At 70.6% G+C, this 26,319-nt stretch carries 28 protein-coding genes and 1 pseudogene; 11 read left to right on the forward strand and 18 right to left on the reverse strand.

All coding sequences use genetic code 11. The annotated features are described in order from the left end of the window. Window position 1 precedes the first annotated feature (1 nt). From ACWDAG_RS32355 to ACWDAG_RS32405, 11 genes are all read left to right on the forward strand, one after another. On the forward strand, window positions 2-853 hold the full coding sequence (locus ACWDAG_RS32355) for an ATP-grasp domain-containing protein (RefSeq protein WP_450699090.1): 852 nt from the start codon (window positions 2-4) through the stop codon (window positions 851-853). Then, on the forward strand, window positions 850-1,905 hold the full coding sequence (argC, locus tag ACWDAG_RS32360; RefSeq protein WP_450699091.1) for an N-acetyl-gamma-glutamyl-phosphate reductase: 1,056 nt from the start codon (window positions 850-852) through the stop codon (window positions 1,903-1,905). The genes ACWDAG_RS32355 and argC overlap by 4 nt, the downstream gene beginning before the upstream one ends. Continuing rightward, on the forward strand, window positions 1,902-2,705 hold the full coding sequence (locus ACWDAG_RS32365) for an amino acid kinase family protein (protein WP_450699092.1): 804 nt from the start codon (window positions 1,902-1,904) through the stop codon (window positions 2,703-2,705). Before argC ends, ACWDAG_RS32365 begins: the two co-directional genes overlap by 4 nt. 11 nt (window positions 2,706-2,716) lie before the next feature. Next, window positions 2,717-3,280, forward strand: coding sequence for a type 1 glutamine amidotransferase (locus ACWDAG_RS32370; RefSeq protein WP_450699093.1), 564 nt, complete (start codon window positions 2,717-2,719; stop codon window positions 3,278-3,280). A 31-nt stretch (window positions 3,281-3,311) separates the two neighbouring features. Next, window positions 3,312-4,430: a Glu/Leu/Phe/Val dehydrogenase dimerization domain-containing protein gene (locus ACWDAG_RS32375; protein WP_450699094.1), complete on the forward strand. Its 1,119-nt coding sequence runs from the start codon at window positions 3,312-3,314 to the stop codon at window positions 4,428-4,430. Further along, window positions 4,427-6,118: an AMP-binding protein gene (locus ACWDAG_RS32380; RefSeq protein WP_450699095.1), complete on the forward strand. Its 1,692-nt coding sequence runs from the start codon at window positions 4,427-4,429 to the stop codon at window positions 6,116-6,118. Before ACWDAG_RS32375 ends, ACWDAG_RS32380 begins: the two co-directional genes overlap by 4 nt. 338 nt (window positions 6,119-6,456) lie before the next feature. Continuing rightward, window positions 6,457-7,755, forward strand: a complete 1,299-nt coding sequence (locus ACWDAG_RS32385) for a pyridoxal phosphate-dependent aminotransferase (RefSeq protein ID WP_450699096.1) — start codon at window positions 6,457-6,459, stop codon at window positions 7,753-7,755. 87 nt (window positions 7,756-7,842) lie between these two features. After that, on the forward strand, window positions 7,843-8,745 hold the full coding sequence (locus ACWDAG_RS32390) for a fumarylacetoacetate (FAA) hydrolase (protein ID WP_450699097.1): 903 nt from the start codon (window positions 7,843-7,845) through the stop codon (window positions 8,743-8,745). A 12-nt stretch (window positions 8,746-8,757) separates the two neighbouring features. Continuing rightward, on the forward strand, window positions 8,758-10,119 hold the full coding sequence (locus tag ACWDAG_RS32395) for an NtaA/DmoA family FMN-dependent monooxygenase (RefSeq protein WP_450699098.1): 1,362 nt from the start codon (window positions 8,758-8,760) through the stop codon (window positions 10,117-10,119). After that, a complete protein-coding gene (locus ACWDAG_RS32400) occupies window positions 10,116-11,327 on the forward strand; it encodes an LLM class flavin-dependent oxidoreductase (protein WP_450699099.1) in 1,212 nt (403 codons plus the stop codon). Before ACWDAG_RS32395 ends, ACWDAG_RS32400 begins: the two co-directional genes overlap by 4 nt. 35 nt (window positions 11,328-11,362) lie before the next feature. After that, window positions 11,363-12,592, forward strand: a complete 1,230-nt coding sequence (locus ACWDAG_RS32405; RefSeq protein ID WP_450699100.1) for an acyltransferase family protein — start codon at window positions 11,363-11,365, stop codon at window positions 12,590-12,592. 881 nt (window positions 12,593-13,473) lie between these two features. On the opposite strand, the gene ACWDAG_RS32410 is transcribed toward ACWDAG_RS32405, so the two are convergent. From ACWDAG_RS32410 to ACWDAG_RS32495, 18 genes and pseudogenes are all read right to left on the reverse strand, one after another. Further along, window positions 13,474-13,992, reverse strand: a complete 519-nt coding sequence (locus tag ACWDAG_RS32410) for a hypothetical protein (RefSeq protein ID WP_450699101.1) — start codon at window positions 13,990-13,992, stop codon at window positions 13,474-13,476. A 75-nt stretch (window positions 13,993-14,067) separates the two neighbouring features. Further along, on the reverse strand, window positions 14,068-15,147 hold the full coding sequence (locus ACWDAG_RS32415; RefSeq protein WP_450699102.1) for a DUF4192 domain-containing protein: 1,080 nt from the start codon (window positions 15,145-15,147) through the stop codon (window positions 14,068-14,070). Next, on the reverse strand, window positions 15,144-15,686 hold the full coding sequence (locus tag ACWDAG_RS32420) for a hypothetical protein (protein WP_450699103.1): 543 nt from the start codon (window positions 15,684-15,686) through the stop codon (window positions 15,144-15,146). Before ACWDAG_RS32420 ends, ACWDAG_RS32415 begins: the two co-directional genes overlap by 4 nt. After that, window positions 15,686-16,720: an N-6 DNA methylase gene (locus tag ACWDAG_RS32425; RefSeq protein WP_450699104.1), complete on the reverse strand. Its 1,035-nt coding sequence runs from the start codon at window positions 16,718-16,720 to the stop codon at window positions 15,686-15,688. The genes ACWDAG_RS32420 and ACWDAG_RS32425 overlap by 1 nt, the downstream gene beginning before the upstream one ends. 96 nt (window positions 16,721-16,816) lie before the next feature. Further along, entirely contained in the window at window positions 16,817-17,116 is a 300-nt protein-coding gene (locus ACWDAG_RS32430; RefSeq protein ID WP_450699105.1) for a hypothetical protein, read from the reverse strand. A 70-nt stretch (window positions 17,117-17,186) separates the two neighbouring features. Beyond that, the gene (locus tag ACWDAG_RS32435; protein ID WP_450699106.1) at window positions 17,187-17,813 is read right to left on the reverse strand and encodes a hypothetical protein; all 627 of its coding nucleotides are present in this window, start codon (window positions 17,811-17,813) and stop codon (window positions 17,187-17,189) included. An 87-nt stretch (window positions 17,814-17,900) separates the two neighbouring features. Further along, window positions 17,901-18,194: a hypothetical protein gene (locus ACWDAG_RS32440; protein WP_450699107.1), complete on the reverse strand. Its 294-nt coding sequence runs from the start codon at window positions 18,192-18,194 to the stop codon at window positions 17,901-17,903. Between the two features lie 119 nt (window positions 18,195-18,313). Then, window positions 18,314-18,958 (reverse strand): hypothetical protein, encoded by a 645-nt coding sequence (locus ACWDAG_RS32445; RefSeq protein WP_450699108.1) that lies wholly within the window; start codon window positions 18,956-18,958, stop codon window positions 18,314-18,316. After that, window positions 18,955-19,548, reverse strand: a complete 594-nt coding sequence (locus ACWDAG_RS32450) for a hypothetical protein (RefSeq protein ID WP_450699109.1) — start codon at window positions 19,546-19,548, stop codon at window positions 18,955-18,957. The genes ACWDAG_RS32445 and ACWDAG_RS32450 overlap by 4 nt, the downstream gene beginning before the upstream one ends. A gap of 89 nt (window positions 19,549-19,637) precedes the next feature. Then, a pseudogene (locus ACWDAG_RS32455) lies at window positions 19,638-19,955 on the reverse strand (HU family DNA-binding protein); the annotation flags it as partial. Window positions 19,956-20,150: 195 nt separating this feature from the next. Further along, window positions 20,151-20,963 (reverse strand): hypothetical protein, encoded by an 813-nt coding sequence (locus ACWDAG_RS32460; RefSeq protein WP_450699110.1) that lies wholly within the window; start codon window positions 20,961-20,963, stop codon window positions 20,151-20,153. Between the two features lie 30 nt (window positions 20,964-20,993). Continuing rightward, a complete protein-coding gene (locus ACWDAG_RS32465; RefSeq protein WP_450699111.1) occupies window positions 20,994-21,419 on the reverse strand; it encodes a hypothetical protein in 426 nt (141 codons plus the stop codon). A 21-nt stretch (window positions 21,420-21,440) separates the two neighbouring features. After that, on the reverse strand, window positions 21,441-22,142 hold the full coding sequence (locus ACWDAG_RS32470) for a hypothetical protein (RefSeq protein ID WP_450699112.1): 702 nt from the start codon (window positions 22,140-22,142) through the stop codon (window positions 21,441-21,443). Between the two features lie 31 nt (window positions 22,143-22,173). Next, entirely contained in the window at window positions 22,174-23,676 is a 1,503-nt protein-coding gene (locus ACWDAG_RS32475) for a DNA cytosine methyltransferase (RefSeq protein WP_450699113.1), read from the reverse strand. Window positions 23,677-23,862: 186 nt separating this feature from the next. Beyond that, window positions 23,863-24,255: a hypothetical protein gene (locus ACWDAG_RS32480; RefSeq protein ID WP_450699114.1), complete on the reverse strand. Its 393-nt coding sequence runs from the start codon at window positions 24,253-24,255 to the stop codon at window positions 23,863-23,865. Next, window positions 24,255-24,881, reverse strand: coding sequence for a hypothetical protein (locus ACWDAG_RS32485; protein WP_450699115.1), 627 nt, complete (start codon window positions 24,879-24,881; stop codon window positions 24,255-24,257). The genes ACWDAG_RS32480 and ACWDAG_RS32485 overlap by 1 nt, the downstream gene beginning before the upstream one ends. A 99-nt stretch (window positions 24,882-24,980) precedes the next feature. Then, window positions 24,981-25,265 carry a hypothetical protein gene (locus tag ACWDAG_RS32490; RefSeq protein ID WP_450699116.1) on the reverse strand — a complete coding sequence of 95 codons (285 nt, stop codon included), beginning with the start codon at window positions 25,263-25,265 and terminating at the stop codon, window positions 24,981-24,983. A 97-nt stretch (window positions 25,266-25,362) separates the two neighbouring features. After that, window positions 25,363-26,274, reverse strand: coding sequence for a helix-turn-helix domain-containing protein (locus ACWDAG_RS32495; RefSeq protein WP_450699117.1), 912 nt, complete (start codon window positions 26,272-26,274; stop codon window positions 25,363-25,365). Window positions 26,275-26,319: the final 45 nt, after the last annotated feature.

Here is a 26,319-nt window from a genome sequence, read left to right on the forward strand (position 1 = left end):
GATGCCCCGCAACGTCGCTCTCGTCGCGGACCGGATCAGCTGGGAGGAACGTGAGCTGATCAAGGTCGCACCGGAGTTCGGCCTCACCATCGAGTGGGTCAACGACGAGTCCCTGTGCCTCGGCCACCCGGACGCGCCGTCCGTGCGTGACTACGAGGCGCTGCTGCTGCGCAGCCGCAGCTACACCCGCGGCGGTCTGATCGCCACCCTCGCCGAGGCGGCCGGGGTGCCGGTCCTCAACTCGGCCCGGGCGGTGCACGCCTGTGAGAACAAGGCGGTCCTACGCAGCGTGCTGCGCACCGCGAGCGTGCCCGTGCCGGACTACCGGCTCGCGCTGTCCCGCAAGGACTTCACCAAGGCCCTGGAGGAGCTGGAGCTGCCGGTGGTCCTCAAGCCGGTCTACGGCGGCATGGGCAAGCGGGTCACGCTGATCCGGCACGCCGACACCGCCCAGTCCGTGTACGACTACGTCGAGGACCTCGGGCACGCCTTCGAGCAGGCCTGCCTGGTCGAGCCGTACCTGGGCGGCGGCACCTCGGTGCGCTGCCTGGTCGTCGGTCACGAGCTGGTCGGCGCCGCCGAGTTCGCTTCCGGCGGCACCGACTGGCGCAACAACGCGGCGCTCGGCAACAGCAGCCGCGCCGTCGCCCACGACCCCGACGTGCTGAAGATCATCGACGGTGTGGTGGGCGAACTCGGCCCCGGCATCTACGGGGTCGACCTCTTCGGCACCCCCGACGGCTACGTCGTCAACGAGGTCAACCACGCCCCCGGTTTCCGGGCGGTGGCCTCGGCGACCGGGGCGGACATCCCGTCGGCCGTCGCCCGCTACGTCCAGGAGCTGATCGCATGATCCGCGCAGGGGTCGTCGGCGCCTCCGGGCTCGCCGGCGGCGATCTCATCCGACTGATCACCCAACACCCCGACATGGAGCTGAACTTCCTCGGCGGCTCCTCGAACATCGGCCGCCGCCCGGCCGAGCTGCACCCGGGCCTGCGCCTCGACCTGGGCCTGACGGTGCAGCCGGTCACCGAGGAGATCGCCGACCAGGTCGACGTCGTCTTCCTGGCCACCCCGGCACCGGTGTCGGCGGAGCTGGCCGCGCTTCTCGCGGACCGGGTGCCGGCCGTCGTGGACCTCAGCGGCGCCTTCCGCATCCGCACACCGGAGCTGCACGACCGCTGGTACCCGAAGGTCAAGCGGCGCACCGACCTCGCCGACCGCTTCGTGTACGGCGTACCGGAGCTGGTCGGCGACCAGTTGACGGACGCGGCGCTCATCTCGCTGCCCGGCTGCTACGCCACCGCCATCACCCTGGGCCTCGCGCCGCTCACCCTCGGCCTCGGGCTCGACCTGAAGACCGTGGTGGTCGACGGCAAGAGCGGCTCCAGCGGCGGCGGACTGCAGCTGCGCACCCCCGACCTGCACCCGTTCCGCAGCGGCGCCATCGCCCCGTACTCCCCGACCGGGCACCGGCACGCCGCCGAGGTCGGTGACTTCCTGGAGCGCGGCAAGCCCGGCACGGTCGGCTCGCTGACCATGTCGGCGTACGGCGTCTCACATGTGCGCGGGCTGCTGACCAGCTCGTACGTCTTCACGGACGACGCCGTCGACCAGCGGGAGCTGCAGCGGGCGTATGTGCGCTTCTACAAGGGGCACCGCTTCGTGCGGGTGCGCCGGCACGCCGAGACGCTGATCCCGGTGCCGGACCCGCAGGCCGTCCTCGGTTCCAACTACTGCGATGTGACGGTCCTGCACGACGAGGAGGGCGACCGGATCGTGGTGCTCGCCGCCCTCGACAACCTGGTCAAGGGCGCGGCGGGCCAGGCCGTACAGGCCGCCAACATCCGCTTCGGACTGCCCGAGGAGACGGGCCTGACGATGCAGCCGGTGATGCCCGCATGAGCGAGACGACATCCGTGAGCACGCCCACCGTGGTGAAGCTGGGCGGCAGTTGCCTGGACGACCTCGCCGGCGACTGGTGGGACGATCTCGCCCGGCACGGCCGGGAACGGCCGCTGGTGCTGGTGCACGGCTGGTCCAAGCCGCTGAAGCAGCTCCGCGCCCGCTACAGCGAGCCGTCAGCGGTCCTGCGCGACCGCTACGGCAACCAGAGCCGCTGGACCACCCCCGAGGTCATCGCCGACATCAAGACCGTCAGCGCCCGGCTGGCCGAGCACGTCCTCGGCCGCCTCGAACAGCGCGGCATCACAGCGGAGCGGCTGGTCGGCAGCGACGGACTGGTCGCCGCCGGCGAGGGCGAGCGCTGGTGGTGGCGGGACAAGCAGCTCGTCGAGCTGGAGAACCTCGTCGGCCCGATCACCGGGGTGGACCCGTCGGCGCTGAAGAACCTCCAGCCGGGCCACGCCTACCTCGTCACCCCGCTGGCCAGGAACGCGGCGGGCAAAGAGGTCAACACCGACGCCGACCGGGCCGCCGCCGCGATCGCCGGCGCCACCGGTGCCGGCCATCTGGTGCTCGTCACCGATGTCGCCCATCTGCTGATCGACGGGGAGCCGGTGCGCCGGATCACCGCGAAGGCAGCGGCCGCCTTCCGCGACAAGGGCGCCACCGGCGGCATGCGCAAGAAGCTGCGGGCCGCCGGCGAGGCCCTGGACGCGGGTGTGGAGCACGTCGTCATCGGCAGCGCGGCCGTCACGGACCTGCTCGCCGCCCGCACCGGCACCGTCATCACACGCACCTGAGGAGCAAGCACGTGGCGCACTCCCGCGTACTCGTCGTCAACAACGGAACATTGTCGCTGAAACAGCTCCGCAAGAGGTTCGAGGAGCTGGGCTCGGACACCGAGGCGGTCGACGCGACGTCCGTGCCCGCCCGGCTCGACGGCCGCTACCAGGCGATCGTCCTGAGCGGCACCAAGGTGCGGGCCTACGACCGCGACCACTACAAGCCGCTCGTGGATCTCGTGATGGGCTCCGACGTCCCGGTGTTCGGGATCTGCGGCGGTATGCAGATCCTCGCGGTCGCGGCCGGCGGCACGCTCGCCGAGGGGCCGCAGCGGGTCGGCGGTCACGAGGTGCAGGTCGACAAGTCCGAGCCGCTGTTCACCTACGTCAAGCCGACGGTGACCGTCTTCCACCGGCACACCCTCTACCTCCAGCAGGCCCCCGAGGGCTTCCGCTCCATCGGCCGCTCCGAGCACGCGCCCGTGGAGTTCCTGCGCTCCGACGACGGCCGGATCTTCGGCGCCCAGGCGCATCTGGAGTTCCGCAGCGACGGCCTGGAGATCCTGCGCGGCTTCGCCCAGCTCTACCAGTGACATCCGCACCTACGTACTCGAGGACTTGGCAATGAGTGATCTGGAAACCCCGCAGGACCCCGCGTTCACGGTCCATCTGAACGGCAGCGGCGGCGCGCTCAAGGGCTGGGTGGTCGTCGACACGCTGTACGACGGTCTGGCCATGGGCGGTGTGCGGATGACACCCGGCGTCACCGAGGAGGAGGTGGCCGGCCTCGCCCGTGACATGACCCAGAAGTTCACGCTGGCCGGTCTGCCCATCGGCGGCGCCAAGGGCGGCATCGTCTCCGACGGCACCGACCGCGAGGAGACGTTCCGCACCTTCGGACGCACCGTGAAGCCGCTGCTCCACGGCGGTATCCACCTCGGCATCGACATGGGCGTCACCCCCGCCGACCGGGCGGTGTTCTTCGACGAGGCCGGCTACGACCCCCGCTACCGGCAGGGCGCCCCGGACATGCCGATCGACTGGCGCACCTACTACGAGCCGCTGATCGACTGCACCGGTCACGGTGTCGGCGTCGCCGCGGTCACCGCCCTGGAGACGAGCGGCCGCAGCGGGCCGGCCCGGGTCGTGGTGCAGGGCTTCGGCGCGGTGGGCCGGGCGGTCGCACGGTTCCTGGAGGACCGCGGGCATGTGATCGTGGGCGTCGCCGACGTGGACGGCACCCTCAGCGCCGACCGGCTGCCGGTGGCCGACCTGATCGCCGTCACCGACGAGTTCGGGCGCATCGACCGCTCCCGGCTGCCGCAGCACGTGACCGCCACCGCCGAGCCGGACGCCTGGCTGGACGTCGACGCCGACCTGCTGGTCCTGGCGGCGCAGAAGTACGCGCTGAACGCGGACAACGCCCACCGGCTGCGGGCCCCTCTGGTGGTCGAGGGCGCCAACATCGCCTCCACCGCCGAGGCACGGGAGAAGATACGGGCCTCGGGGGCGTTCCTGGTCCCGGGAGTGATCGCCAACATCGGGGGCGCCGGCTCGGCCGCCCTGGCCGTCACCCGGGTCGTGCCCTTCGACCTGGAGGCCGAGGCCCGTAAGGCGTGGGTCTTCGACTGGGTCGCCGACTGTGTGCGCCGCAACACCCGGGACCTGCTGGAGATCGCCGCCGGACGTGCGGGCGACCCGCTGCCCGAGCTGCTCCACGTCCGCGGGAAGGAGCGCCGATGACCACGGCGGCCACCACCGCCCCGGCCGGGCACACCGATCTGGCGGGCCTGTCCGGCGAGGAGCGGGCGGCCGAGTACCGGCGCCGGGGCTGGTGGCGGGACGAGACCTTCCTCGACGACCTGCACCGCCAGGCACGGACCCGGCCGCACAAGCTCGCCATCGCGGGCCGCCGGATCGCCGAGTCCCGCACCGACACCCTCGACTACGCCGAACTGGCCCGCCTCACCGACCGGTTCGCGCTGGCGCTGCTGGACCTCGGTGTGCGGCGGGGCGACTTCGTCGCCGCCCAGCTCCCCAACCGCTGGGAGATGGTGGCGCTGATGTTCGCCTCCCTGCGGGTCGGCGCGGTCATCTGTCCGATCTCGCCGATCTGCCCCGAGGACGAGCTGCGCCACCGCCTCGGCCTCACCGAGGCGCGGGTGTGCGTCACGCTCCCCGACTGGTCGGGCACACCGCTCGCGGAGATCGTCACCAAGCTCAAGGACGAACTCCCCTCGCTGGACCATGTGGTGGTGGTGGACGGGCCGGCCCCCGAGGGCGCGCTGTCGTTCCACGACCATTTCGTGGCCATCGACCGCGAGGAGAGGCGGGCCGGCGAGCTGGACGGCCTGGCCCTCACGGCCGACGAGCCGTTCGTCGTCCTGTTCACCTCCGGCACCACCGGCGAGTCCAAGGGCGTACTGCACAGCCAGAACACGGTCCATTCGGCCGTACGCGGCTATGTGGACGCCTTCGGGCTCGGCGACGACTGGGTCGCGGCGGTGTCCACACCGCTCGTGCACTACTCGGGCTTCGCGCAGGGCGTCCTCGCGGGCGTCATGCTCGGCGGCACGGTGGCCTTCCAGGACATCCGCAAGAACGAGGCGCTGCTCGACCTGGTGGAGCGCTACGGTGCCACGCTGCTGTACGGGCCGCCCGCCACGCTCGCCGACGTGGCCGCCTCGCAGCGGGCCGAGCGGCGGGACACCGCTTCGCTGCGGCACGTGGTGATCGGCTCCGCGCCGGTCCTGGCGGAGCTGGCCGACGAGGTCCACGACGCCCTGGGTGCCCGCGCCCACTCCCTGTGGGGCATGTCGGAGAACGGCCCGGTGACCATGACGCGGCCCACGGACCCCGCCGACTGGGCGGCGCACAGCAACGGCCGCGCCATCGACGCCATGGAGACCCGTATAGACCCTTCGGGTATCGACGGCGGGAGCGATTTCGTGGGCCGGCTGAAGGTGCGCGGCGCGTCGCTGGCGCTCGGCTACTACCGGCGCGAGGAGGCGTTCGCGGCGGAGCTGGGCGCGGACGGCTGGTTCGACACCGGGGACCTCGCGCGGGACGACGGCCGGGGCGGCATCCGCATCATCGGCCGGGCCCGCGACGCGATCGTCCGTGACGGTCTGGTGGCTCCGATGACGGAGCTGGAGGCGCTGATCGGCAGCCATCCGAAGGCGGTCGAGGCCGCCGTGGTGGGCCTGCCGTCGGCGACGCACCCCGGGGGGACCGCGATCTGCGCGGTGGTGGTCCCGGCGGGCGGCGCGGACCCGTCCCTCGACGACATCCGCGCCCTTCTGCGGGAGTCGGGCCAGGACACCCGCTTCCTGCCCGACCGCCTGGAACTGCTGCCCGCGCTTCCCAAGACGCTGACCGGCAAGGTCCGCAAGGCGGAGCTGAGAGAGCGGTACGCCGCGCCGGCGGGGTGACCGACCCGGCCGACCGAACCGGCCGACCGAACCGGCCGACCGAACCGGCCGACCGAACCGGCTGGCCGGACCGGCTGGCTAACCGGATCGCGGGCCCGCAGTCCGGCGGGGCGACCGGCCGACGAGGCGACTCGCCGAGCCGCTGCCCGATGGGCCCGCCGACGGGCTGCTCGGCCCTATGGCTGAGCCACCGGCCCACCGGCACCGCCCCGCCGGCCCACAGCACCGCCCCGCCGTGCCACGGGCCACCGGTCACCGGTCACCGGGCCACCGGCCACCGCGCCCCACACCGGCAGGCCGCCGCCCTCTCCCCGACCTCTTCCCCTTGGAGCCCCGAAATGCCCGAACCCGCACCGGTCTCCATGTCGGCGACCCTCGCCGCCGACGAGGCCATGGCCCGCCGCCGTCGCGCCGGGGAGCAGGTGCTGTCGATGACCAGTGGTGAGATCGGCCTGCCCGTGCACCCCGCCCTGCGGGAGCGGCTCGCCGCCGCGGTGGACGAGAACGCGTACGGCCCCGTGCCCGGCAGCGAGGCGCTGCGGGAGGCCGCCGCCGGTTACTGGGGGCGGCGTGGGCTGGGCACCGATCCCGGGCTCGTCGTGGCCGGTCCGGGCAGCAAGCCGCTGCTGTTCGCCGTGCTGCTGGCCATCGGCGGCGACGTGGTCGTGCCCGTGCCGAGCTGGGTGAGCTATGCCGCGCAGGCCCGGCTCGCCGGCGCCCGCCCCATCGCCGTACCGACCGGGCCGGGCGAGGGCGGCGTACCGGACCCGGAGCGGCTGCGGGAGGCGGTCAGCCTGGCACGCGCCGCCGGGCAGGACCCGCGGTCCGTCGTGGTGACGGTGCCGGACAATCCGACCGGGACCGTCGCCTCGCCCGCCACGGTACGCCGACTGGCCGCCGTGGCCCGGGAGTTGGACCTGGTCGTCGTGTCCGACGAGATCTACTGCGACCTCGTGTACGACACCTCCGCCCCCGCCGAGTCCCCGGCCCTGCACGCCCCCGAGCGCACCGTCGTCACCACCGGGCTGACCAAGAACCTGGCGCTCGGCGGCTGGCGCACCGGTGTCGCCCGGCTCCCCGACGGCGACCTCGGGCGGGCCCTGCACGACCGGCTCGTGTCGATCGCCAGCCAGATCTGGTCGAGCCCGCCGGCCCCCGTGCAGACGGCGGCCGCGTACGCCTTCGGTGAGCCTCCGGAGATCACCGAGCACATCGCGGCAAGCCGCCGGCTGCACGAGGCGGTGGTGCGCGCGGTCGCCGACCGCTTCACCGCGGCCGGCGCGACCCTGGCCCCGGTCCGCGCGACCAGCTACCTCTACCCGGACTTCGAGCCGCTGCGGGACCGCCTGGCCCGTACGCACGACATCCGCGACGGCGACGGCCTGGCCCGCTTCCTGACGGAGCGCCACGGCCTCGGCGTACTCCCCGCGAGCGCCTTCGGCGAGTCCCGGCACGGCTTGCGCATCCGGGCCGCGACCAGCCGCCTCTACGGCGACACCGACGAGCGGCGCTGGGCCGCGCTCGCCGCGTCCAATCCCCTCGAACTGCCGTGGATCCGGGCGGCGGTGGCCCGCGTCGACACGGTCCTCACCGACCTCACCGGCACGCCCGCCCCGTCCCTCGCCCTTCCGTCCTGACCCCCACGAGCCTCATTCCCACCCGCCTCATTCCCGAGAGCCCGCTTCCCACGAGCCTGACTCCCACGACCCCAGGAGACCTTCCTCATGTCTGACCCGATCCTTTTCGAGGCCCTCTACCAGGGCGAGCGCTACGTCGGCTTCGACCTGCCCGAGCCGGGCGCGCGGCAGACCCTGTACCGGGTGGCCGACGGACAGCTCGCGGCGGCGTTCATCGCCACCGACGGCTCCGCGGACGCGGTCCGGGCCGCCGTCACGGAGGGCGCGCAGACCGTCACCGTCACCGCGGGCGACCCGCAGGTGCGGCCGCTGCCGCCGCTGCTTCCGACGGCCACCGGGAACGCGCTGCTGAGCGGTTTCATGGGCACGCACAAGAAGAAGTGGGGCGGGAAGACCGCCCCGGAGGGCGAGTTCACGCCGCCCAAGTGGTTCTTCAAGGGCTTCGGCGACTGGGTGCGGCTGCCGGGCGAGACGCTGAACGTGCCCGCGAACCCGGTCGCCCTCATCGAGGAGCCCGAGGTCGCTCTCGTCTACGTCAACGACGCCGACGGCACCCCGCACTACGCGGGCTACACCTTCGGCAACGACCTGTGCGACATCGGCCTGCACCGCCAGGACCCCGGCTACAACCCGTACTGCAAGCTGTGCGACACCGCCCTCGCGCCCTGGCTGTTCCTCGGCGAGCCGCCGGCCTCCGTGACCGGCCGGGTCACCATCGAGCGGGACGGCGCGACCGCCTGGGAGGGCAGCTTCGACTGCGGCGACGACGCCCTGTACTTCCGGGTGCGGGACATGGCGGCGCACCTGTTCTCGTTCCCCGCGGTGCGCCGGCCCGGCCTGGTCAACTACGTCCTCCTGGGCGCCGACGAGGCCAGCTTCCACGACGGGTTCCGCATCGCCGACGGAGACCGCATCGCCATCGACGTCAAGAGCCACGGCGTGGCCTTCGACAACGAGGTGAAGTACGTCTCCCCCTCTCCCCTCGTCTGAGAGGCAGGCTCCATGGCCGCCGTCGCCCGAAAGCGGCTGCACCTCGCGGCGCAGCTGCCCGGCATCCACAACGTGACCGTGTGGTCGGACCCGCGGTCCCGGAGCCAGATCGCCATCGACTCCTTCGTACGGCTCGCGCAGACCGCCGAGCGCGGCAAGTTCGACTTCTTCTTCCTCGCCGAGGGACTGCGGCTGCGCGAGCACAAGGGCGAGTTCTACGACCTCGACGTCGTGGGCCGCCCCGAGAACCTGACGGTGCTCGCCGCGCTGGCCGCCGTCACCTCCCGGCTGGGGCTCGCCGCCACCGTCAACGCCACCTTCAACGAGCCGTACGAGGTGGCGCGCAGGCTCGCGACCCTGGACCACCTCAGCGGCGGGCGCGCGGCCTGGAACGTGGTCACCAGCTTCGACGCGTTCACCGGCGAGAACTTCCGCCGCGGCGGCTTCCTCGCGGAGGCCGACCGCTACACCCGTGCCGCCGAGTTCCTGCACACCGCACGGCGGTTGTGGGACAGCTGGGCGGACGACGCGGTGCGCGCGGACGTGCGGACCGGGGAGTTCGTACGCTCCGGCGCCGGTGTGTTCGCGCACCGGGGGCGGCACTTCGACATCGCGGGGCGGTTCACCACGCCGCGCGGCCCGCAGGGGCACCCGGTGGTCATCCAGGCCGGGGAGTCCGACGCGGGCCGGGAGTTCGCCGCGGCCGACGCAGACGTCATCTTCAGCAAGTACAACCGGCTCGACGAAGCTCGCGCGTTCTACCGGGACGTCAAGGGACGTCTGGCCCGGCACGGCCGCTCCCCCGACGAGCTGAAGGTCATCCCCACCGCCACGGTCGTCGTCGCCGACACCGACGAGGAGGCCGCGGCGTACGCCGACGAGATCACCCGCGCCCAGGTGAGTCCGCAGACCGCGATCGCCCACCTGGAGGCGGTGTGGGGCCGCGACCTGTCGGCGTACGACCCGGACGGACCGCTGCCGGACATCGACCCGGAGACCGACTCCCTCGTGTTGAAAGGGCATTCGGTGTTCCGCAAGGGCCGCGAGGAGACGGCACGCAGGTGGCGCGAGCTTGCCGCCGAGCGCGGTCTGAGCATCCGTGAGCTGGTCATCGAGGTGCACGGCGGCCAGACCTTCGTCGGCAGCCCGCGCACCGTCGCCGACGCCATCGACCACTTCGTGCAGACCGACGGGGCAGACGGTTTCGTCTTCGTGCCGCATCTGACGCCCGGCGGCCTCGACGATCTGGTCGACCGGGTGGTGCCGCTCCTTCAGGAGAGGGGCGCCTTCCGCGAGGACTACACGGGGACGACACTCCGGGACCACCTCGGTCTGCGCCCCCGCCCCCGCACACCCGCGAAGGAGGACGCGTGACCGGCACCCCCCTGCACCTCGCCGTCGCCCTGGACGGCGCGGGCTGGCATCCGGCGGCCTGGCGGGCCGAGGACGCCCGGCCCGGTGAACTGTTCACCGCCGGGTACTGGGCGGACCTGGTCACCGAGGCCGAGCGGGGCCTCGTCGACTTCGTCACCCTGGAGGACGCCCTCGGCCCGCAGTCCGCCGCCTTCCACCGGCCCGACGACCGCGTCGACCAGGTCAGGGGGTATCTCGACGCGGTGCTGCTCGCGGCCCGCCTCGCCCCGCTGACCACGCGCATCGGCCTGGTCCCCACCACGAACGTCACGCACACCGAGCCGTTCCACGTCGCCATCGGCATCGCGACCCTCGACCACGCGGCCCGGGGCCGCGCGGGTTGGCGTCCGCAGATCTCCTCGCGCGCCGCCGACGCCGCCCACTTCGGCCGCCGTACGACACCGGAGCTGACCGACGACGACGTACGCGACCCGGAGCTGATCGCGGCACGGCTGCGCCCGCTGTTCGCGGAGGCCGCCGACGTGGTGGAGGTGGCGCGGCGGCTGTGGGACAGCTGGGAGGACGACGCGGAGATACGGGACGCGGCGACGGGCCGCTTCATCGACCGCGGCAGACTCCACCACATCGACTTCGAGGGCCCGCACTTCTCTGTCAAGGGCCCCTCGATCACCCCCCGCCCGCCGCAGGGCCAACCCCTGGTGGTGAGCCTGGCGCACGCCTCCACGCCGTACGAGTTCGCGGCACGGGCCAGCGACGTCGTCCTCGTCACCCCGCACGACCGCGCCGGCGTGACGTCGGTCCTCGCGCAGGTCGACGAGGCCGTGACCGCGGTCGGCCGGGACGTACGGGCGCGTCCCCTGAAGCGGTTCGCGGAACTGCTCGTCTTCCTGGACGACGAGCCGGGCGCCGCGGCCCGCCGCAAGGCCCGCCTGGACGACCTGGACGGCGCCCGACTCGCCTCGGACGCCGAGATCTTCACGGGCACCCCGGGCGAACTCGCCGACCTGCTGCTCGACTGGCGCGCCGCCGGCCTCGACGGCTTCCGGCTGCGCCCCGGCACCCTGCCGCACGATCTCACCGCGATCACCCGTGGGCTGGTCCCCGAGGTGCAGCGGCGCGGCGCATTCCGCACGGCCTACGACGCCACGACTCTGCGCGGGCACCTGGGGCTGGTCCGCCCCGACAGCCGTTACACAGAAGCCAGTTGACCCTCACACCCATGTGAGGGTTGGAAGGTGGACCGGTGGTTAGCAACTCTCTTCATCCGACCCCCCTCGTCCCCCAGCAGACAGCCCCGCAGGAAAGTCCGCGTGAACCAGAGAAGCCGGCCCGTACGACCAGACAGCTCACGTACATCGCGGCGGCCCGTCTCCTGCCGTCCTTCTGCATCCTCGCCTCCCACCTGTCCTTCGAGAAGGTCTTCAAGGACCCGGGCGTGCAGGACGTGTACTACCGGATCTTCAATCCGTCCGGGTTCAACGCGGTGTCGTTCTTCATCGTGCTCAGCGGCTTCATCCTGACCTGGATATCCGCGAACCGGCCCCCGGACCGCGGCTTCGTGGCCCGGCGGCTGCTGCGCATCCTGCCCGTGCACTTCCTCACCTGGGCCGTGGTGGTGTGCGCGTTCGGCGCCATGTTCGCGGGCTCGGGCATGTTCGCCACGCTCACCTTGCTGCAGGGCTGGTTCCCCGACCACACCATCTACTGGGCGGCCAACGCGCCGGCGTGGACCCTGTCGACGGAACTCGTGCTCTACGCGATGTTCCCGGCGGCGTACCGGTATCTGTGCCGCAGAACCGACCGGGCCCTCTTCCTGCTCCTCGGTGCCCTGGTCGCGGTCGTGGTGCTGCTGCCGGTGGTCCTCCAGGCACTGCCGGACAGCGCGACGTTCGCCAACGCGGCGTTCACCGAGCGCGGCCACCTCGTCAGTGTCTCGGAGTGGAAGTACTGGCTGGTCTACGTCTTCCCGCTCACCCGTGTCATCGAGGCGCTGTGCGGCTTGGTGGTCTGCCTCCTCGTGCTGCGGGGCAGATGGACGCGGAACGTTCTCCTGCCCACCGCCCTCCTCGTGCTCGCCGTCGTCGTCGAGGAACTGTGGGCTCCGATCCTGCTCACCATGTCGGCCCTGACGATCGTGCCCATCGTGCTGCTCATCGGTGCCCTCGCGGCCAAGGAGGCGGCCAGGTGGGACACTGAAGCGGCCTCCGCGCCGGAGGGCGGGCCCGCACGTGCGGTCGCCCGTGTGTCGGCATACGGCAAGTACACGTTCGGGATCTACATGTACCAGTGGGCGTTCATCCTGGTCTGCCAGAAGTATCTGCACCCGTGGGGCAACGGAACGGCCATCGGTGTCCTGCTCATCGTCGCGTTCTACGCGGTGTGCGTAGCCGTGTCGATCCTGTCGTCACGTTATGTCGAAACGCCGGTCAACCGCTTCATGAAGCCCGCGATCGCCGCGTATGTGAAGAGGTGAGAGCCCGTCCCGGCGCGTCCCTCGCGAAAGGACCCACCGTGCGGCTGCGCTGTACACGACGACTTCCAGAACATGGAGGACCAAGATCGCCGGCCGGTCAACAAGCCCACGGCTGTGGCCAGCCGCCCGCCAGAGCAATCGAGCACGACCACGTAGCCCCGCAGCAGCTCCGATCGGCGCTTATGGGACCTGCACAGAAAACGGACCCAGCGTCCAGGACACCAACAGCCAGGACGAAGACCTCGCGCTCACTCCTACTGACACTTGCGATCCGGTGCCGACTCCCCGCCGCCCTTCCTGACCACTCACCCCAGCCACCGACACGCCGACCGTCACAAGGCTTCGGCAGGGAAATCACCACCCCGCTGAAAAGGCCAGGTCACAGGCCTGAAGTACCGATTCCCGATGCGCACCCCTTGCGCTCCCCTCCCCCGACGGCGATCCCGCAAGCTGACCAACCATCAGGAGCTCAACACAAAAGACCAGGTCAGAGGGCATCTGACCTGGTCCTGGGTGGAGCCGCCTTCGGGATTCGAACCCGAGACCTACGCATTACGAGTCAGCACATGCTTATCTTGATCTTGGTCAAGTCTTCCGGGAAATTCAGTGAAACACCAGGTCAGAGGGCATCTCCCTGCTCAGCCACACTGAGTCTTGCCGACTCTTTCCTGATCCTTCCGTTCCCATGATGTTCCCATCCGGTTCCCGCTTGGGGGGCCTGGAGCTGTCGTGAATTGCGACGTCGCAGGTCGCAGCGGGGAATAGAACCGAGGAGCTTCACATCGGCATCGAGATGAACACGGGCTCACTCCCCCTGTGCCCGGGGATGAGACACTGACCGTTTTCGCAGGTCAGGCGCGCTCCTACAGGCTACCCCGCCGTCATGTGCGCTCGTCCGGTGGTGTGACGGGATCCTCTGCCGCTGGGCCTGCATCGAGGCTGCGGACCGCCGCAATCTCGGCGTCCAGTCCCTGACGGGCCTCCCCCAGGCCCGCGCGGTGTTTGCGCAGGGATCGTCGTGTGTCAGCGAGCTTCTCCGCCTGCCGCCTTTCCAGGTCCGTGAGTCGGGCGATCTGTCGTTCGTGGTGGGCGATTCGTTCGGATCGGATGACGGTCGAGGGCCGGTGAGGGCCGGTCTTTCGGGCGGTTCCGGCCTCCTTGTTCAGCTGCGCGCGAGCGAAGTCGAGGAACTCGGTGCGGGGTACGTACTTCGTGCGGCCGGCGCCTATGCCGATCAGCAGGGCGATCTTGGGGAAGTTGGCGTGGCGTTTGGCCCAGTTGCTGACGGTGGAACGAGTGACGCCGACGAGGGTGGCTGCGGCGGACAGGTGCACCAGCTCGTCTTCACGGCCTTGGAATTCGAGGCGGAGCCAGACGACGGATGCGGCTGGTCTGGTCATGCGTGGTCTTTCTGGTCGGCGTGGCCCCGGCTGTTGGTCGGGGCCACGCTTGGTGGTCAGGGGGGCGAAGTTGGTCTAGTTGTCGGCGGGCTTGGTGCTGCCAGCGGTGCGGAAGATGTCCATGAGTTCGTCTCGTTCGTCGCCGAGGTTGATGGAGTTGTGGAGGAGACGGGCCATGCGGTAGTCGGGGTCGATGCTCAGGGCCTGTGTCAACGCGTGGCGGGCGGTGATGGTGTCGTCTTGGCGCCAGGCGGTCCAGGCGAGGAGGGTGAGTAGGGGCGGGGCCAGGTTGGTGTGCGGTGGGACGCAGCAGCGGGCGAGGTAGCCCCACAGCGGCCGTGCGTGGGCGAGGTCGTCGTCTTCGCTGCGTGCGAGTGCGCGGTCTCGGGCCTCGTTGTCCTGCAGGCCGATAATGATGCGGGCGGCTATCTCGGCAGGGAGCTGTCGGGCCCCGTTGCGGAAGTCCTTGAGGGCCCCGGCGATGATCTTGTCCGTGTACTCCCGGGTGAGGTTGCGGCCGACGCGAGTGCGGGTCTGCTCCACGATGTCCGCGCCGACTTCGTCGATGGCCTGGTGGTAGCGGGCCGCGTTCGTGGTGGTGGGGAGGTATTCGCTGGCGATGTCGCTGCTGCGGGGTCCGGGGGTGAGGCCGTAGTGGGCGAGTTGCGCGGCGACGCTGGTGGGGTCGTCGGGGCTGGGGAGCGGTTCGCCCTCGCAGCAGTTGGGGAGTTGGCACTCGAAGGCCCACCAGCGGTTGTCGACGAGGGCGATGACCGAGTGGACGGGGGCTCGGAGGGGGGCGTTGAACGCGTCGATGAAGTAGTGGGCCAGGGGCCGCAGGGACTCGGCGGTCTCTTCCGCGCTCTGGCCGGGGCGTGGGGTGCGGCAGAGGAAGATGACGATGTCCAGGATGTCGGGGCGTCCGGGCTCGTGTGTGATGTGGTGGAAGTGGGTTGCGATGGCTTCGGCGGCCGCCTGCCAGCTGGCGGGGTCCTCGGGGAGAGGAAGGGCGAGGGTCGGCCCGGTGCCGCTGTCGGCGTCGATGCGGCCGTGGAGGGCGATGCAGTTCTCGGGCTGGTGGCCGACGAGGAACGGCAAGAGCTGAGCGAACTCGGCGGGGCCGTCGATCTTGATGCGGGGGTCGGACGTGGTCACGTGTGGGTTCCTTCTTTCTTGGCGGTCTTCTTCTGCTGGGCCCGCGTGCCGGCTTCCGGCAGGGGCCCGTAGGTGGTGGCTCGCATGCGTTTGGGCTTGGTGGTGAGCGAGCGGATGAGTCCGTCGCGCAGCACGGCGTCGAGGGCGGTCGTGATGTCGCCGGTGTGACGGATGGGGATGGTGCGGTGCCAGGTGCGGCCGGGCTGAAGGCGTGCATCGTTGGCGGCCTGGGCCTCGGCCTGCTCCTTCGGGGTGCCATCGGGGATGGGTGGCAGGTGGGGGCCTGCGGCGATCCAGGTCTGGATGATCAGGTCGCCGCCTTGAAGGCGCAGGCCGATGCGGTGGCCGTCGGGGTGGGTGTAGGCGGCGGTGCGGTCGGGAGTGTCGGTGTCCTCCTTGGTCCAAGGTGGTTCGAGGGCAGGCGCGAGCTGGTTGAGCGGGTGGGCGAGGCCGGTGGGTTGGGGCTGGGCGAAGGCGGGTCGGCGCCTGCGCCGGGTCGGGGTGGCGCGCGGTCGTGCAAGGTCGTCTTCGTCGCTCACTAGGCGGCCGTCTTTCTGCCGGAGATGAGGTCGTCCACGAGGCGGAAGGCGCGGCGGTGGGCGACGATGGTGGTGGCGGTGTCCATGTACTGGTCGCGTTGCTCGAAGGCGTCTTTGGCTTCGGCGAGCGTGGTGGCGTACCCGCCGTCTTCGAGGGCGAGGGAGTCGGCGCAGCCGATGAAGCAGTTGGGGCCGAGGTCCCAGATGATCGTGTTGACGGCGGCGCAGGCTGCGGCGAGTGGGTCGATGTCGTTGCCGTACCAGTGGAAGTCGTGCGGATTGAGGCCGAGGTCGCGCAGTCGCTGGGCGACGGAGCGGAGCATCGTCCCGGAGCCGACGGCGGGTTCGCGGATGGCCATCCCGGGCTGGGCGACGTCCTTGTCGACGAGGATGCGGGCCAGCAGATCGGTGACACTGGCCGGTGTGTGGTACTCGCCGCGCCACTTCTTGTCGCTCTTGTGGCGCAGGCCGGTCAGCAGCGGGCTGAGGACGTCGGTCTCGGCGCGCATGTAAGGGTCGTCGTGGCCGGTGAGGTCCAACAGGCCCTGGTTGAGGGCGCGGTGGGTGACCGCCTGGACGGCACGGAGCTGGTGGGGGTCGGGGTCGGGGTTCCACGCCCAGTCGTGCAGGCGCAGGGCACGGTTGATCAGGTCGGGGCGCTTGATCCAGTAGCCGAGGTAGATCTCCTTGAACAGCTGCGGCAGTTCATGCGGCTGGCGGCCCAGGATCCAGTCGGCGAGGCCGTTGCCGGTGCCGGGGGGCTGGCGCAGGAGGGCGAGCGCGGCGACGGTGCCGAGGGGGACGTCGATGCTGCTGCCGCCATGGTGGCTGTACCAGGCGTCCATGACGTTCTCGGCGATCTTGCGGGCGTGGTCGTGGGGGTCGCGGGGGGCGAAGGCCTTGCGCCAGGTGGTCTTGGCGGTGGCTTTGTGTCGTGCGGCGGCTTTCGACTTGGGCGGGGGCTTCTTCGCCCAGGAGGGTGCGGGGCGCGGCGCCGCCGGGGTGGCGGCTCGGGGCAAGAAGTCGTCGGACACGGCCAGGGGGATTCCTTTCTGCGGGCGCGCATGGGGCCGCCCCGGTGCGCGGTGCGCGGCCGGGGCGGCAGAGGACGTGCTGTGGGTGATGCGGCGTCAGTGCCTGGGAGTGGCACCGAGTTGGGCGTTGATGGCGCGCAGTTCCACGGACCGGGCGGCGTCGGGGTGCCCGGCCTGGCGCAGGCCGCTGATCAGGAACATCAGGGCGAACTCGTCCACGTCCATGGCGCCGGTCAGTTCCTCGAAGCTCACATCGAGCAGGTAGTCGGGCCTGTGGTCGTAACCGATGCGCAGGATGGTCTCGATGTCCTTGAGGGTGGCGGCGGTCTGCTCGGGGGTGAGGGCGAGGAGCGTGGACCAGGTGCTGGCGGTGTCGTCGTCTACCGGGAACTTCACGTGCAGTTGGCCTTTCGGGATTGGCCGCCCCGGGCCCGTCCGCGGTCGGGCGGGCCCGGGGCGGCGGCGGTCAGGAGGGGAAGGGGGCGTTCCGGTAGCCGGGGTGGACGACGGCCCACAGCCCTGCGGGCATGGGCTCGGTGATGACGCCCCATCCAGCCCAGCGCATGACGGCGAGGTAGCCGAGGGGGCCGCCGGCGAAGCCGGTGCGGTCGGCGCAGTCCGGGTCGGGGGCGATGAAGATCCAGCCGGGCAGTTCGTCGCTGGCGGGTAGGACCTGGAAGCCGGGGCGCAGTTCGTGGATGCCGTCGGTGACGAGAGGCGGCAGGCCGGCGGCGTCGAGGATGCGGATGGCCTGCTGGATGTGAGGGTGGTCGTGGTGCTCGGGGAGGGTGCCGACGCCCTTGCGGATCGCCTGCCGGGGCGGCTTGGCGCCCTGGCTGGCGTGGTAGATGTCCATCAGGAGCAGGGCGTCTTCGATGCGTCCGGCGTAGCGCAGGGCGAGGTTGGCGACGACGGCGACCACGTGGCGGTCGCCGCCCATGAGGCGCCGGAATTGCTCGTCGGTCAGGTCCTGGAATTGGTTGGCGCGTATGACCGCGTGGGTGCGGGATGCAGCGCGCAGGGCGCGGGCGACGTGTTCGGGTTCTGTTCCGATGTGCTGAGCGAGGGTCAGAATTCCTCGGGTGTAGGTCATGCGGTGGTCTCCAAGAAGGGCGCTTGCGCGTATGGGTGCGCCCCCGGCCGTCGGGCCGGGGGCGCAGGGTTTATGCGGTGGTGTGGACTATGGGCGCTTGTAGTCCAGGACCTTGTTGAACACGGACAGTTCTGCCGGTGTGAGGGGGCGGTAGATGATGCGGGTGATGGGGGTGGTTCCGCCGTTCTCGTAGGCGGTGACGGTGGAGAGCAGGTCGATGTTGACGACGGTCCAGGTGATGTCGTCGTGGGTGAGGATGATGAACCGCTCGTCGCCGGTCAGTTCCTGCTGCACGGTGCTGTTGGCGAAGGCAGTGACGAGGGCTTGTTCCTCGACGTGTGCCCGGCCGCCGTGGAGCTGCGTGTAGGGGAGGTCGTTCATTCCCGCACCCTTTCTTTAATTTCCCTTTTCCAAACTTTCTACTTATATCTTAATGGCAAATACCCCAAAAGCAATATCCACCCATTCGAATTCGATTTTATTTTCCGCAATTCAATTCCCTAATTCGCGGATATCGGGATGAGGTCGGGCCACTGCACCGCTTCCAGGGCCCGGCGGTGGGTGTCGGGGACTGGCACGGTGGGGTAGCCGAGCCAGTCGAGGCCCATCGCGGCGAGGATCGTGGCGTCGGCCTGGTCGTAGCGGCCCGGACCGTCGCACTCGACGCCGTACCGCTCGACGGCTGCGGTGCGCACCATCCCCTTGGCCACGCGGGACCGCTCCTTGCGGGGAAGGTGCTGGGCCGGGTTCGCCCGCCCGGTGGCGTAGATCGTGCGGTGGTGCGGGTTGGCCACGGCGTACGGGATGCGCTGGCGCCACAGGAACTGCGTCACCTGCCACCACAGTCCGGCGAGTTCGTGGTGCCCGGCCTGCGCGCCCTGCGCGTAGGCCGCACCCTCGACCACCACCAGGTCGGCGCCATCCGTCACGTGCAGGCCGATGGCGCCCAGCAGCCAGTCCATCCGCTCATGGCCGCGCCGCCTCCCCGGGCGTGCGGCGATCGCCCAGCCCGCGCCCGCGATTCCGGTGGAGGTCAAGGAGAGGTCCAGCCCGATGACGCGGGGTTGCCACTCCCCCGCGACCTGCACGCTGGGCAGGGTGACGGGAGCATCGCGGGCGCCGGCCCGTTCGAGCTGGCCGGTCACCGCGGCAGTTCCGCCGCGGCGGCCAGGTGCTGGGTGATGAGCCGGTCTGCTTCGCGTGCCGCGTCGGCCTTCGTCGACGCGGTCCACTTCCCGAAGTGGCTTTCGGCCGGGCCCCACAGGTACCAGCCGGTGTCCGGGTAGCCGTCCTTGGGGTTGCGCTTGCGGTGGGCCAGTTCCCACCAGCCGTCGCGCCAGCGCCACAGGCGGCGCGGGTCGGAGTCGGGCAGCCAGCCCGCGCGCTCGACGAGGTTCTGGAAGCGGGCGAGGTCGACGCGCATCAGGGCGTTCTCGTGTACGACGTCCTGCTCGCGGGAGTCAGACGGCCGCGCCGAGCCGTGCTGCTGTCCTGCGCGGTCGCATAGTTGGCGGGTCAGCTCAGCGGTGTCGGCCTTCGCCTCACGGACGCGCTGGCGTGCTGACCTCCACGCCAGGGCCTGGCGGGCACCGCGGGCCCGGGCGGCGGCCAGGACTGTGCGGGCTTGGTCGCGCTGGCGGGCGACGCGGCGCAAGACGGTGGCGGCGCCGGGGGCGGCGTGTTCCTCAAGCCACTGGGCGGTGGCTTCTATCTCGGTTCCCACGGTGTGGTCCATCGGTGTCCTTAGGGCGGGCCGCCGCCCCGGAGCGGGCCGGGGCGGCGGCCTGGGGTGCGCGGTTACGGGCGGGGGGCTTCGCGGGGGGTCTTGGGGGCCTTCTTGATGCAGTTGCCGACGGCCGGGAGGTCTGCTCGGCCTGCGACGAGGTCCTGGAACCGCACGCCGGGGCGGAACCGCACGATGCGGGTGGCGTCGACGTGCACCTTGGCTCCGGTCTGCGGGTTGCGTGCCGTGCGAGCCGGGCGGTCGCGGGGTGCGACGGAGCCGAATCCGGTGACCGAGACGGTGTCGCCGGCGACGACGGCGCGCACGATGACGTCGAGGACGGTCTCCACGGCTACGGCCGCGGAGAGGTGGTCGCCGCTCTTGTCGGTGACGGCTTCGATGAGCTGGGCCTTGTTCACTGGCTTCCTTTTCGCATCGCGGTCGGGACGGGGCAGCTGGAGTGCGTCGCCGGAGCGGAGCGCCCCGGCGCGCCACGCGGCGGGGAGGACGTCAAGGCCGAAGCCCGGATCCCCGACGGCATGGCCTGCGATGCCGCCCCAACCTGTAGTCGCATATCCATAGTTCAGCATTGCAACCTATCTTTTGGGTTGAGGTCAATCACAGACGCGCATCAGGGGCCCTCCGGCGACGAGTACCACCGACAGGGGCAGCGCGGCGCCGGAGGGGTCGCCACTGACGGCCGTCGCCTCCTGCCCTGGCGCGGGGCGGGCGAGGATGCGCCACACCCTCCCCCACCGGTCCGCGTAGCTGGCTCCCACCTCGTAGGGCAGGCCTGCGTGCAGGAACACCTGGGTCCGCGTGGACGCCGTCCAGCCTTCCAGCGGGTCCCCTTCCAGCGCGCCCCCGTACATGTCACTGGGCTCGGGCAGCTGGACGCCGATGAAGTCCGGGCCCGCGGTGACGACGAAGGCCGCCGTCCCGGCGGCGGGCCAGATCTCGACATCGCGGCCGGCGCTCTGCCACCGGGCCAGGTCCTCGGAGCTGATGCGTACGGCCCGCTCCTCGGCAAGGCGGGGCTGGGCCTCCACCCGCACCATGGTCCGGCAGGGCAGTTCGGGTGCATCGGTGACGACCGGCATCGTGATCCGGGCCGGGCCCTCCGTGAACCGCAGCAGCGGGCGGCCGTCGTCGATCGCGTGCTCCACCTGGACCTGGTCGGAGGTGTCCAGCCAGGTACGCAGGGCGGTGGCCTCGTCGTAGTCGATGGGGGCGGTCCAGATGACGGTGTTCTCGATCGGTGTCCGGGCGACGGCAAGCGTGCTGGCACCTGCGCCGACGGCATGGAGATAACTGCGCGTGCAGTCGAGAACGACGACATCCAGGCCGCCGGTGTCGCGGACGTCGAGATGGTGCGGGGTGATCTGGTCGAGGACGGCCGACAGGTCGTCCGCCTTGATGGTGAACATGTCTTCTCCATGAGGGGGTTGATGGGGTGCTTACGGGTCGGAGGCCTTCTTGCGTTCGCGTCGGACGGCCTGGTCGATCCGTGCTGCGTCCTTGCACAGGGAGCAGGCCGGTTCGCCTCGCCGGTTGTGGGCGCGGGCGCCTGCCGGGGTGCCGTGGGTGATGGGTCTGGCGCCCTCCCTGAGTTCGCCGGGGTGGGCGTTCTCGCAGGTGGCGCGGATCTCGCCGTTGAGCCACAGGCGTCCACCGCAGATGCCGTCGTACCGGGAGGCGCGGGGCTTGACGAGGCTGATGCACGCGGCTCTGAACGGGCACACCCGGCAGACCTTGAGCAGATCCTGAAGGTGCGGCGCCCGGAGCAGGTCCTCGAGGACCTCCGGTTCGTCGAGGGTGTCACCGGGGGTGAACCGCTCGTCTCCAGCGCACGGCGCCCTGCTCACCCACCCGGTGTCGCCCATCGGGTGCTTGTCCAGGGCCGGTTATCCAGTCGGCGGCAACGGCATCAGCAGCGCACGGCCGCCGGAGGCGTCGTCGGCTGGTACGAGCTGGCGTTGGGCCAGTGCCGGGAGCGCGAGGAGCTGGGCGACCAGCCGGTTCAGGGTCTCGTCGCACTCGCGCGGCCAGCGCGGTCGGACCCGGTTGTCGGCGCCGTCGTCGGTGATGCCTTCGATCACTCCGATGACCTGGCCTCCGGCACTGCGGCTGTCGATGACGGCAGCGGTGGCCTCGGGGTGGTGCTCGCGTACCAACTCGCTGATACGCGCCGCCCGGTCGGGCGGAGGCAGCTCGACCAGCCAGAGGTTGCCCTCAATCGCGCTGTTGCGCCGGACCGTGGCCCAGGCGGGCGAGTCGTAGGGCTCCAGCGCCGTCTGGACGTCGGCCTCGATCTCAGCGGCGAGTTCGGCAAGAGGGTGCTTCTCGCCGCTCCTCTCCCACAGCCAGGGCAGGCCGCTGAGCTGGCTGGTCTGCTCGCCCAGCACGCCGAGCAAACCCACGTTCCGTGTCTGGCCGTCGTAGGCGAAGCCGATGTACGCGGCCTCGGGGCAGACGGCGCGGATCTGCGCTGTGATGTGGTCGAGCACGGTCAGGCAGTACGCCTTCTGGATGCGCCGCCGCACGGCATCGAGCTCTTGGCGTTGCCGGGCGAGGACGCTCAACTGATCTGATGCAGTAGGGGTCATGACGGACTTCTCCTTCTTCTTGTGGGGGTGGTCAGGCCAGGACGGGCATGAGGCGTTCGCCGATCCAGCGGGCGACGCTGACGGTGACCGCGTTTCCGGCCTGCATGGTCTGGTCGGCCTTGGTGCCGAGGACCTGGTAGGTGTCCGGGAACCGCTGCGCGGACAGCTGCTCGCGCGGCTGGAGCATGCGGAAGTAGCAGTCCTCGATGGCCGGTGCGGTGCGTACGACGGCGGCCGAGTCGTGGGTGGACATCGCGTGCAGCGGGACGCCGGCGGTCTTGGCGGTGTTCCCCTTGCGGTAGGGGATGACCAGGGTGTTGCGGGAGCGGTCCCCGGCGATGCCATCGGGCACGACCAGGCCGTGGTGGCGTGCCGTGGCCAGTGTCGACAGGGGGTTGTCGATGGGGGCGGCGTCGCAGTTGTTGCGGTACTCGACGATGAACGGGGCCGGATCGATGGCGACCAGGGCCTCGCTCTCGCGCGTCGTGCGCGTCCGCATGGGCGCGTCGACGCGCGCGGCGGTGTCGTTCCAGGAGCCGCCGACCGGTACCAGCAGTGCCTCGCCGAGCTTGGCGGTGCGTGTCGGCATCGGCCGCCGGCGTGGGGCGAAGGCCCGGTCGGTGCCGTCCTTGCCGTGGTTGAGGGTGACCACGCTCGGCTCGAACGGGAACTTCGCCAGGCCCGCTTCGATGCGCGCCATGGTGTTGGGCACGAGCGGCTTGGCGCGGTCGCCGATCCGCGTGCCGATGTCGTCCCACAGGATGATGTCGGACGCGGGTCGCACGTACGGCTCGACCTCGGCATGCCCGCAACGGGTGTTCGGGCAGCGGTAGTTGTAGTCCTCCTGATACTTGCCGACGCGGACCTTCGCATCGAACCAGGTCTGTCGGGCCTTGACGTCGCGCCCGCAGTCCATGCAGTACGCCAGCGGGCGCGGCGCGAGGTCCGGGCGGCGGACGCCTGTGAGCGTGAACACGACATAAACGCGATCGCGCCACTGGGGCGCATACGGGTTGGTCTCATCGCCGATGTGCGCGGAGGACACGGAGACGATCTGGACGCGGTAGCCGAGCTTCTTCATGCACCTGATCCAGTCGGGGAACAGGGGCCAGTCCCTGACGAACTCGACGACGTTCTCCACGACGACGCACGGGAACCGCTTGGCTTCGGCGGCGCGCAGCACGCACCAGGCGGTGACGCGCGTCTTCTCGAACGCCTCCTCCGGGACGTTGCGCCACAGCTCCTCGTCCTCGAAGAGGGCTTCCTGTGCGGGATCGGGCTGACGCTTCTTGCCGCCCGCGGGGCTGATCTCGGTACAGATCACCGAGGCCCAGCAGAGCGCGGCCTTGGGAAGCCAGCGCATCGGGTAGTTCTGAATGTCCGCGCAGCGTGCCGCCGCGCCGGGGAAGTTGATCTCGAAAGTGTCGACGGCGGTCTGCCAGTGGTTGATGCCGAGGATCACCTCGAATCCGGCCTCACGCAGGCCGGCTCCGTCTCCGCCCGCTCCGCAGAGCAGGCATATGGCACGGGCCAACGGGGTCTTCTCCAAGGGTGCTGGTGCCGCCCGGCCCTGGATCGGGCCGGGCGACTGTGGGTCAGGTCAGGTCTGGTCGTGTGCGCCGAGCGCGCGGTGGTGGCGGCTGTCCTCGACGCCGAGGGCGATGAACGCGGCAAGGCCCAGGAGCAGGAGGATCAGCAGCCAGATCACCGGCCGCGCCCCTCAACGGGCATGGCGCCAGCCGTTCACGTACGCGCCGACTTCCTCGGCGAGAGGTTCGAGGGATAGGTCGCCGGGCGGTTCGCCCTCGCCGGTCGTGGTGTCGTAGATGACCTTGGACGTGCCGTGCGTGTTGTCGATGTGCTGGGCACTCCAGCCGCCGAGCGTGCTGCGGTCTTCGTGCCAGTCCAGCGACCTACGGCCCGCGATCGAGATGTACTGCTCGCCGTCGGCCGTGAGCGGGACGATGATGCTCAGCTCGTTGCCGGGCCAGTCCACGCCGACGTCCGTGCAGTGCTGTTCGAGGGCCTCGATGACATCCGCGTACAGGGCGCGAGCCTTGGCCTCGTCAGCGCGGCGCAGCAACTCGACGCCGCTGAGGTAGTGGAGGGTCATCACGCGCCCTCCGTATCCGTGCTGCGCATGACGCGGAGGGTTGCGATGTAGCCGTCCTTCTCCAGCACGGCGAGCGGGTAACCGTCGGGCTCGGGCCGCTCCCAGACGCGCTGGTAGCCCTCGGCAGTGGTCAGGCGCTGGCCCCACTCGAAGTAGCGGGCCACGGCCAGCCCAGGCGTCTCGCTCGCTCCGCCCTGGCTGGTGTTGAGGCCGTATGGGGCGCAGTACGTGGCCGACGTGACCAGCCGGTAGGCCGACCTGGGGACATCCAGTGCGTCGATGCGCGCGAACATCGGCATCAGGCCCGCACGGCAGTGGCGCTGCGGGCCGCCGGGCAGCGAGTCGTACAGGACGGTGTGCCGTCCCGGGTTGCCGGTGTCCCGGCGTATGACGCGCCAGCCGGTCACCCCGGCGGGATCGCGGGGCAGTGCGCCTTCGCCGGCGACGACCAGCTCCGTTCCGTCGGCGAGGTCTGCGCGGATGCAGAAATCGTCGGTGAGGTCCACGTCGGTGGTCCAGCCCAGGTAGCGCAGGGGGGTGATGACGTGCCAGTAGCTGCGGAAGAGCTCCAACCACAGCGGGTTGGTCCGGAGGTTGTGCTCGGGCAGTGCCGCGAGGTTGCTCATGTTGGGCTCCAAGAAGTGGTGTTGCGGGATGAGCACCCCTAAAAGGCGCTCAGTTAATTCAGCCTTGCCACCTATCTTTAGGTGACAAAAACGAGCTATTCAGGGCATGGCGGGCAGTTCGCGTGAGCCGAGGATCTGCACCATCCAGATCCGTCCGCCGCACGCGACGGCGCAGCCGACGTGGCGACCGCGGTAGCGCAGAACGAAGGCCGAGCCCTGCTCGTTCTCGCCGATCGAGTCGGTCAGTTCGCGTACGCCGGTCGAGGCGCACTCGACGGAGCAGTACAGCCCCTTGCCGACCATCGGCGCGGCGTGCGGCCCATGGATGACCTCGGCCACGACGAAGTAGGCGTCGGGTGCGGGGGTGAGGGCTGTGGCGGTCATGAGACCTCCAGGTGTCGGGTTCGGAGGGCTTCCGAAGCTCTACTTATATCTTATTCGCATACGTGGCAGCGTCAACGAAAGTGATCACCGAACTCGCCTACGGCTCACCGCTGTTGGAACCTGACCGGCCCAGGCGGGCAAGCTCCCGTGCGCGCTGGATGGCCATCTCCAGCGCCACCGGGTCCGTGTCGGCCACACGGCGCTGCTGCTCGTCGAAGAACTCCCTCAGCCACTGCTGCTGGGCGGCATGCTCGCGCTCGGCGGCATCCCTCCGCGCCTGCTCGCGACCGGCACGCGGATTTGTGCCGCACCCCCGGCAGTTGTCCTCCGGCACCCGGTGCTTCGGGCAGCCGGTCAGCAACTGCCCATCGGCGGACGTGTCCGCCTCCTTCGCCGGGCCGCCCGTGGGGGTAGGGGGGTAAGGAAGGAGAGAGGAAGGACAAGGAAGAGAAGGGGTTTCCCCAGGGAAACCCTCTGGGTTCCCCTGGGGAAACCCAGAGGGTTCCCGTACGGAAACCCTCTCCTGCCCGCCGTCAGGGTTCCCCTGGGGAAACCCTGCGCCGTCCGGGTCCCCTGTCGGGGCATGCGCTTCCTCTCGCGCGGACACGTCCTGTCGGGTGCGGGCCGGTGCCGACGGCTTGCGCCGTGGCACCTTCCTGGCCAGCCGGGAATTCGTCGGTACGCGGCGGGCGGTACGGCGCCGCTCGGACAGCTCCTCGGTCGACGGGATGGGCGGCACGCCGTACGGGAAGACCCTGTACTCGGCACGGCGGCCCGAGCGGCCCACTTCGGTTCGTTCGACCAGGCCCAGGCCGACCAGCTCAGTGACGACCGTGATGACCTGCTTGTCGCCGACACCGGCCCACGCCATCATCCGGTCAAGGCCCGGTCGGGCCAGGCGGGTCTGGTCGTCGGCGGAATCCGCGATCTTCATCAGGACCAGCTTCTGCGTCTTGTTGATCACCTCCTTCGGCAGGTACGCCGCCACTACCAGCAGATGGATACTCACCGGCACCTCTTTCATGTCACGTCCGGATCCGACCGCACTGAGGCA

Source organism: Streptomyces sp. NPDC001157, from assembly GCF_053598255.1.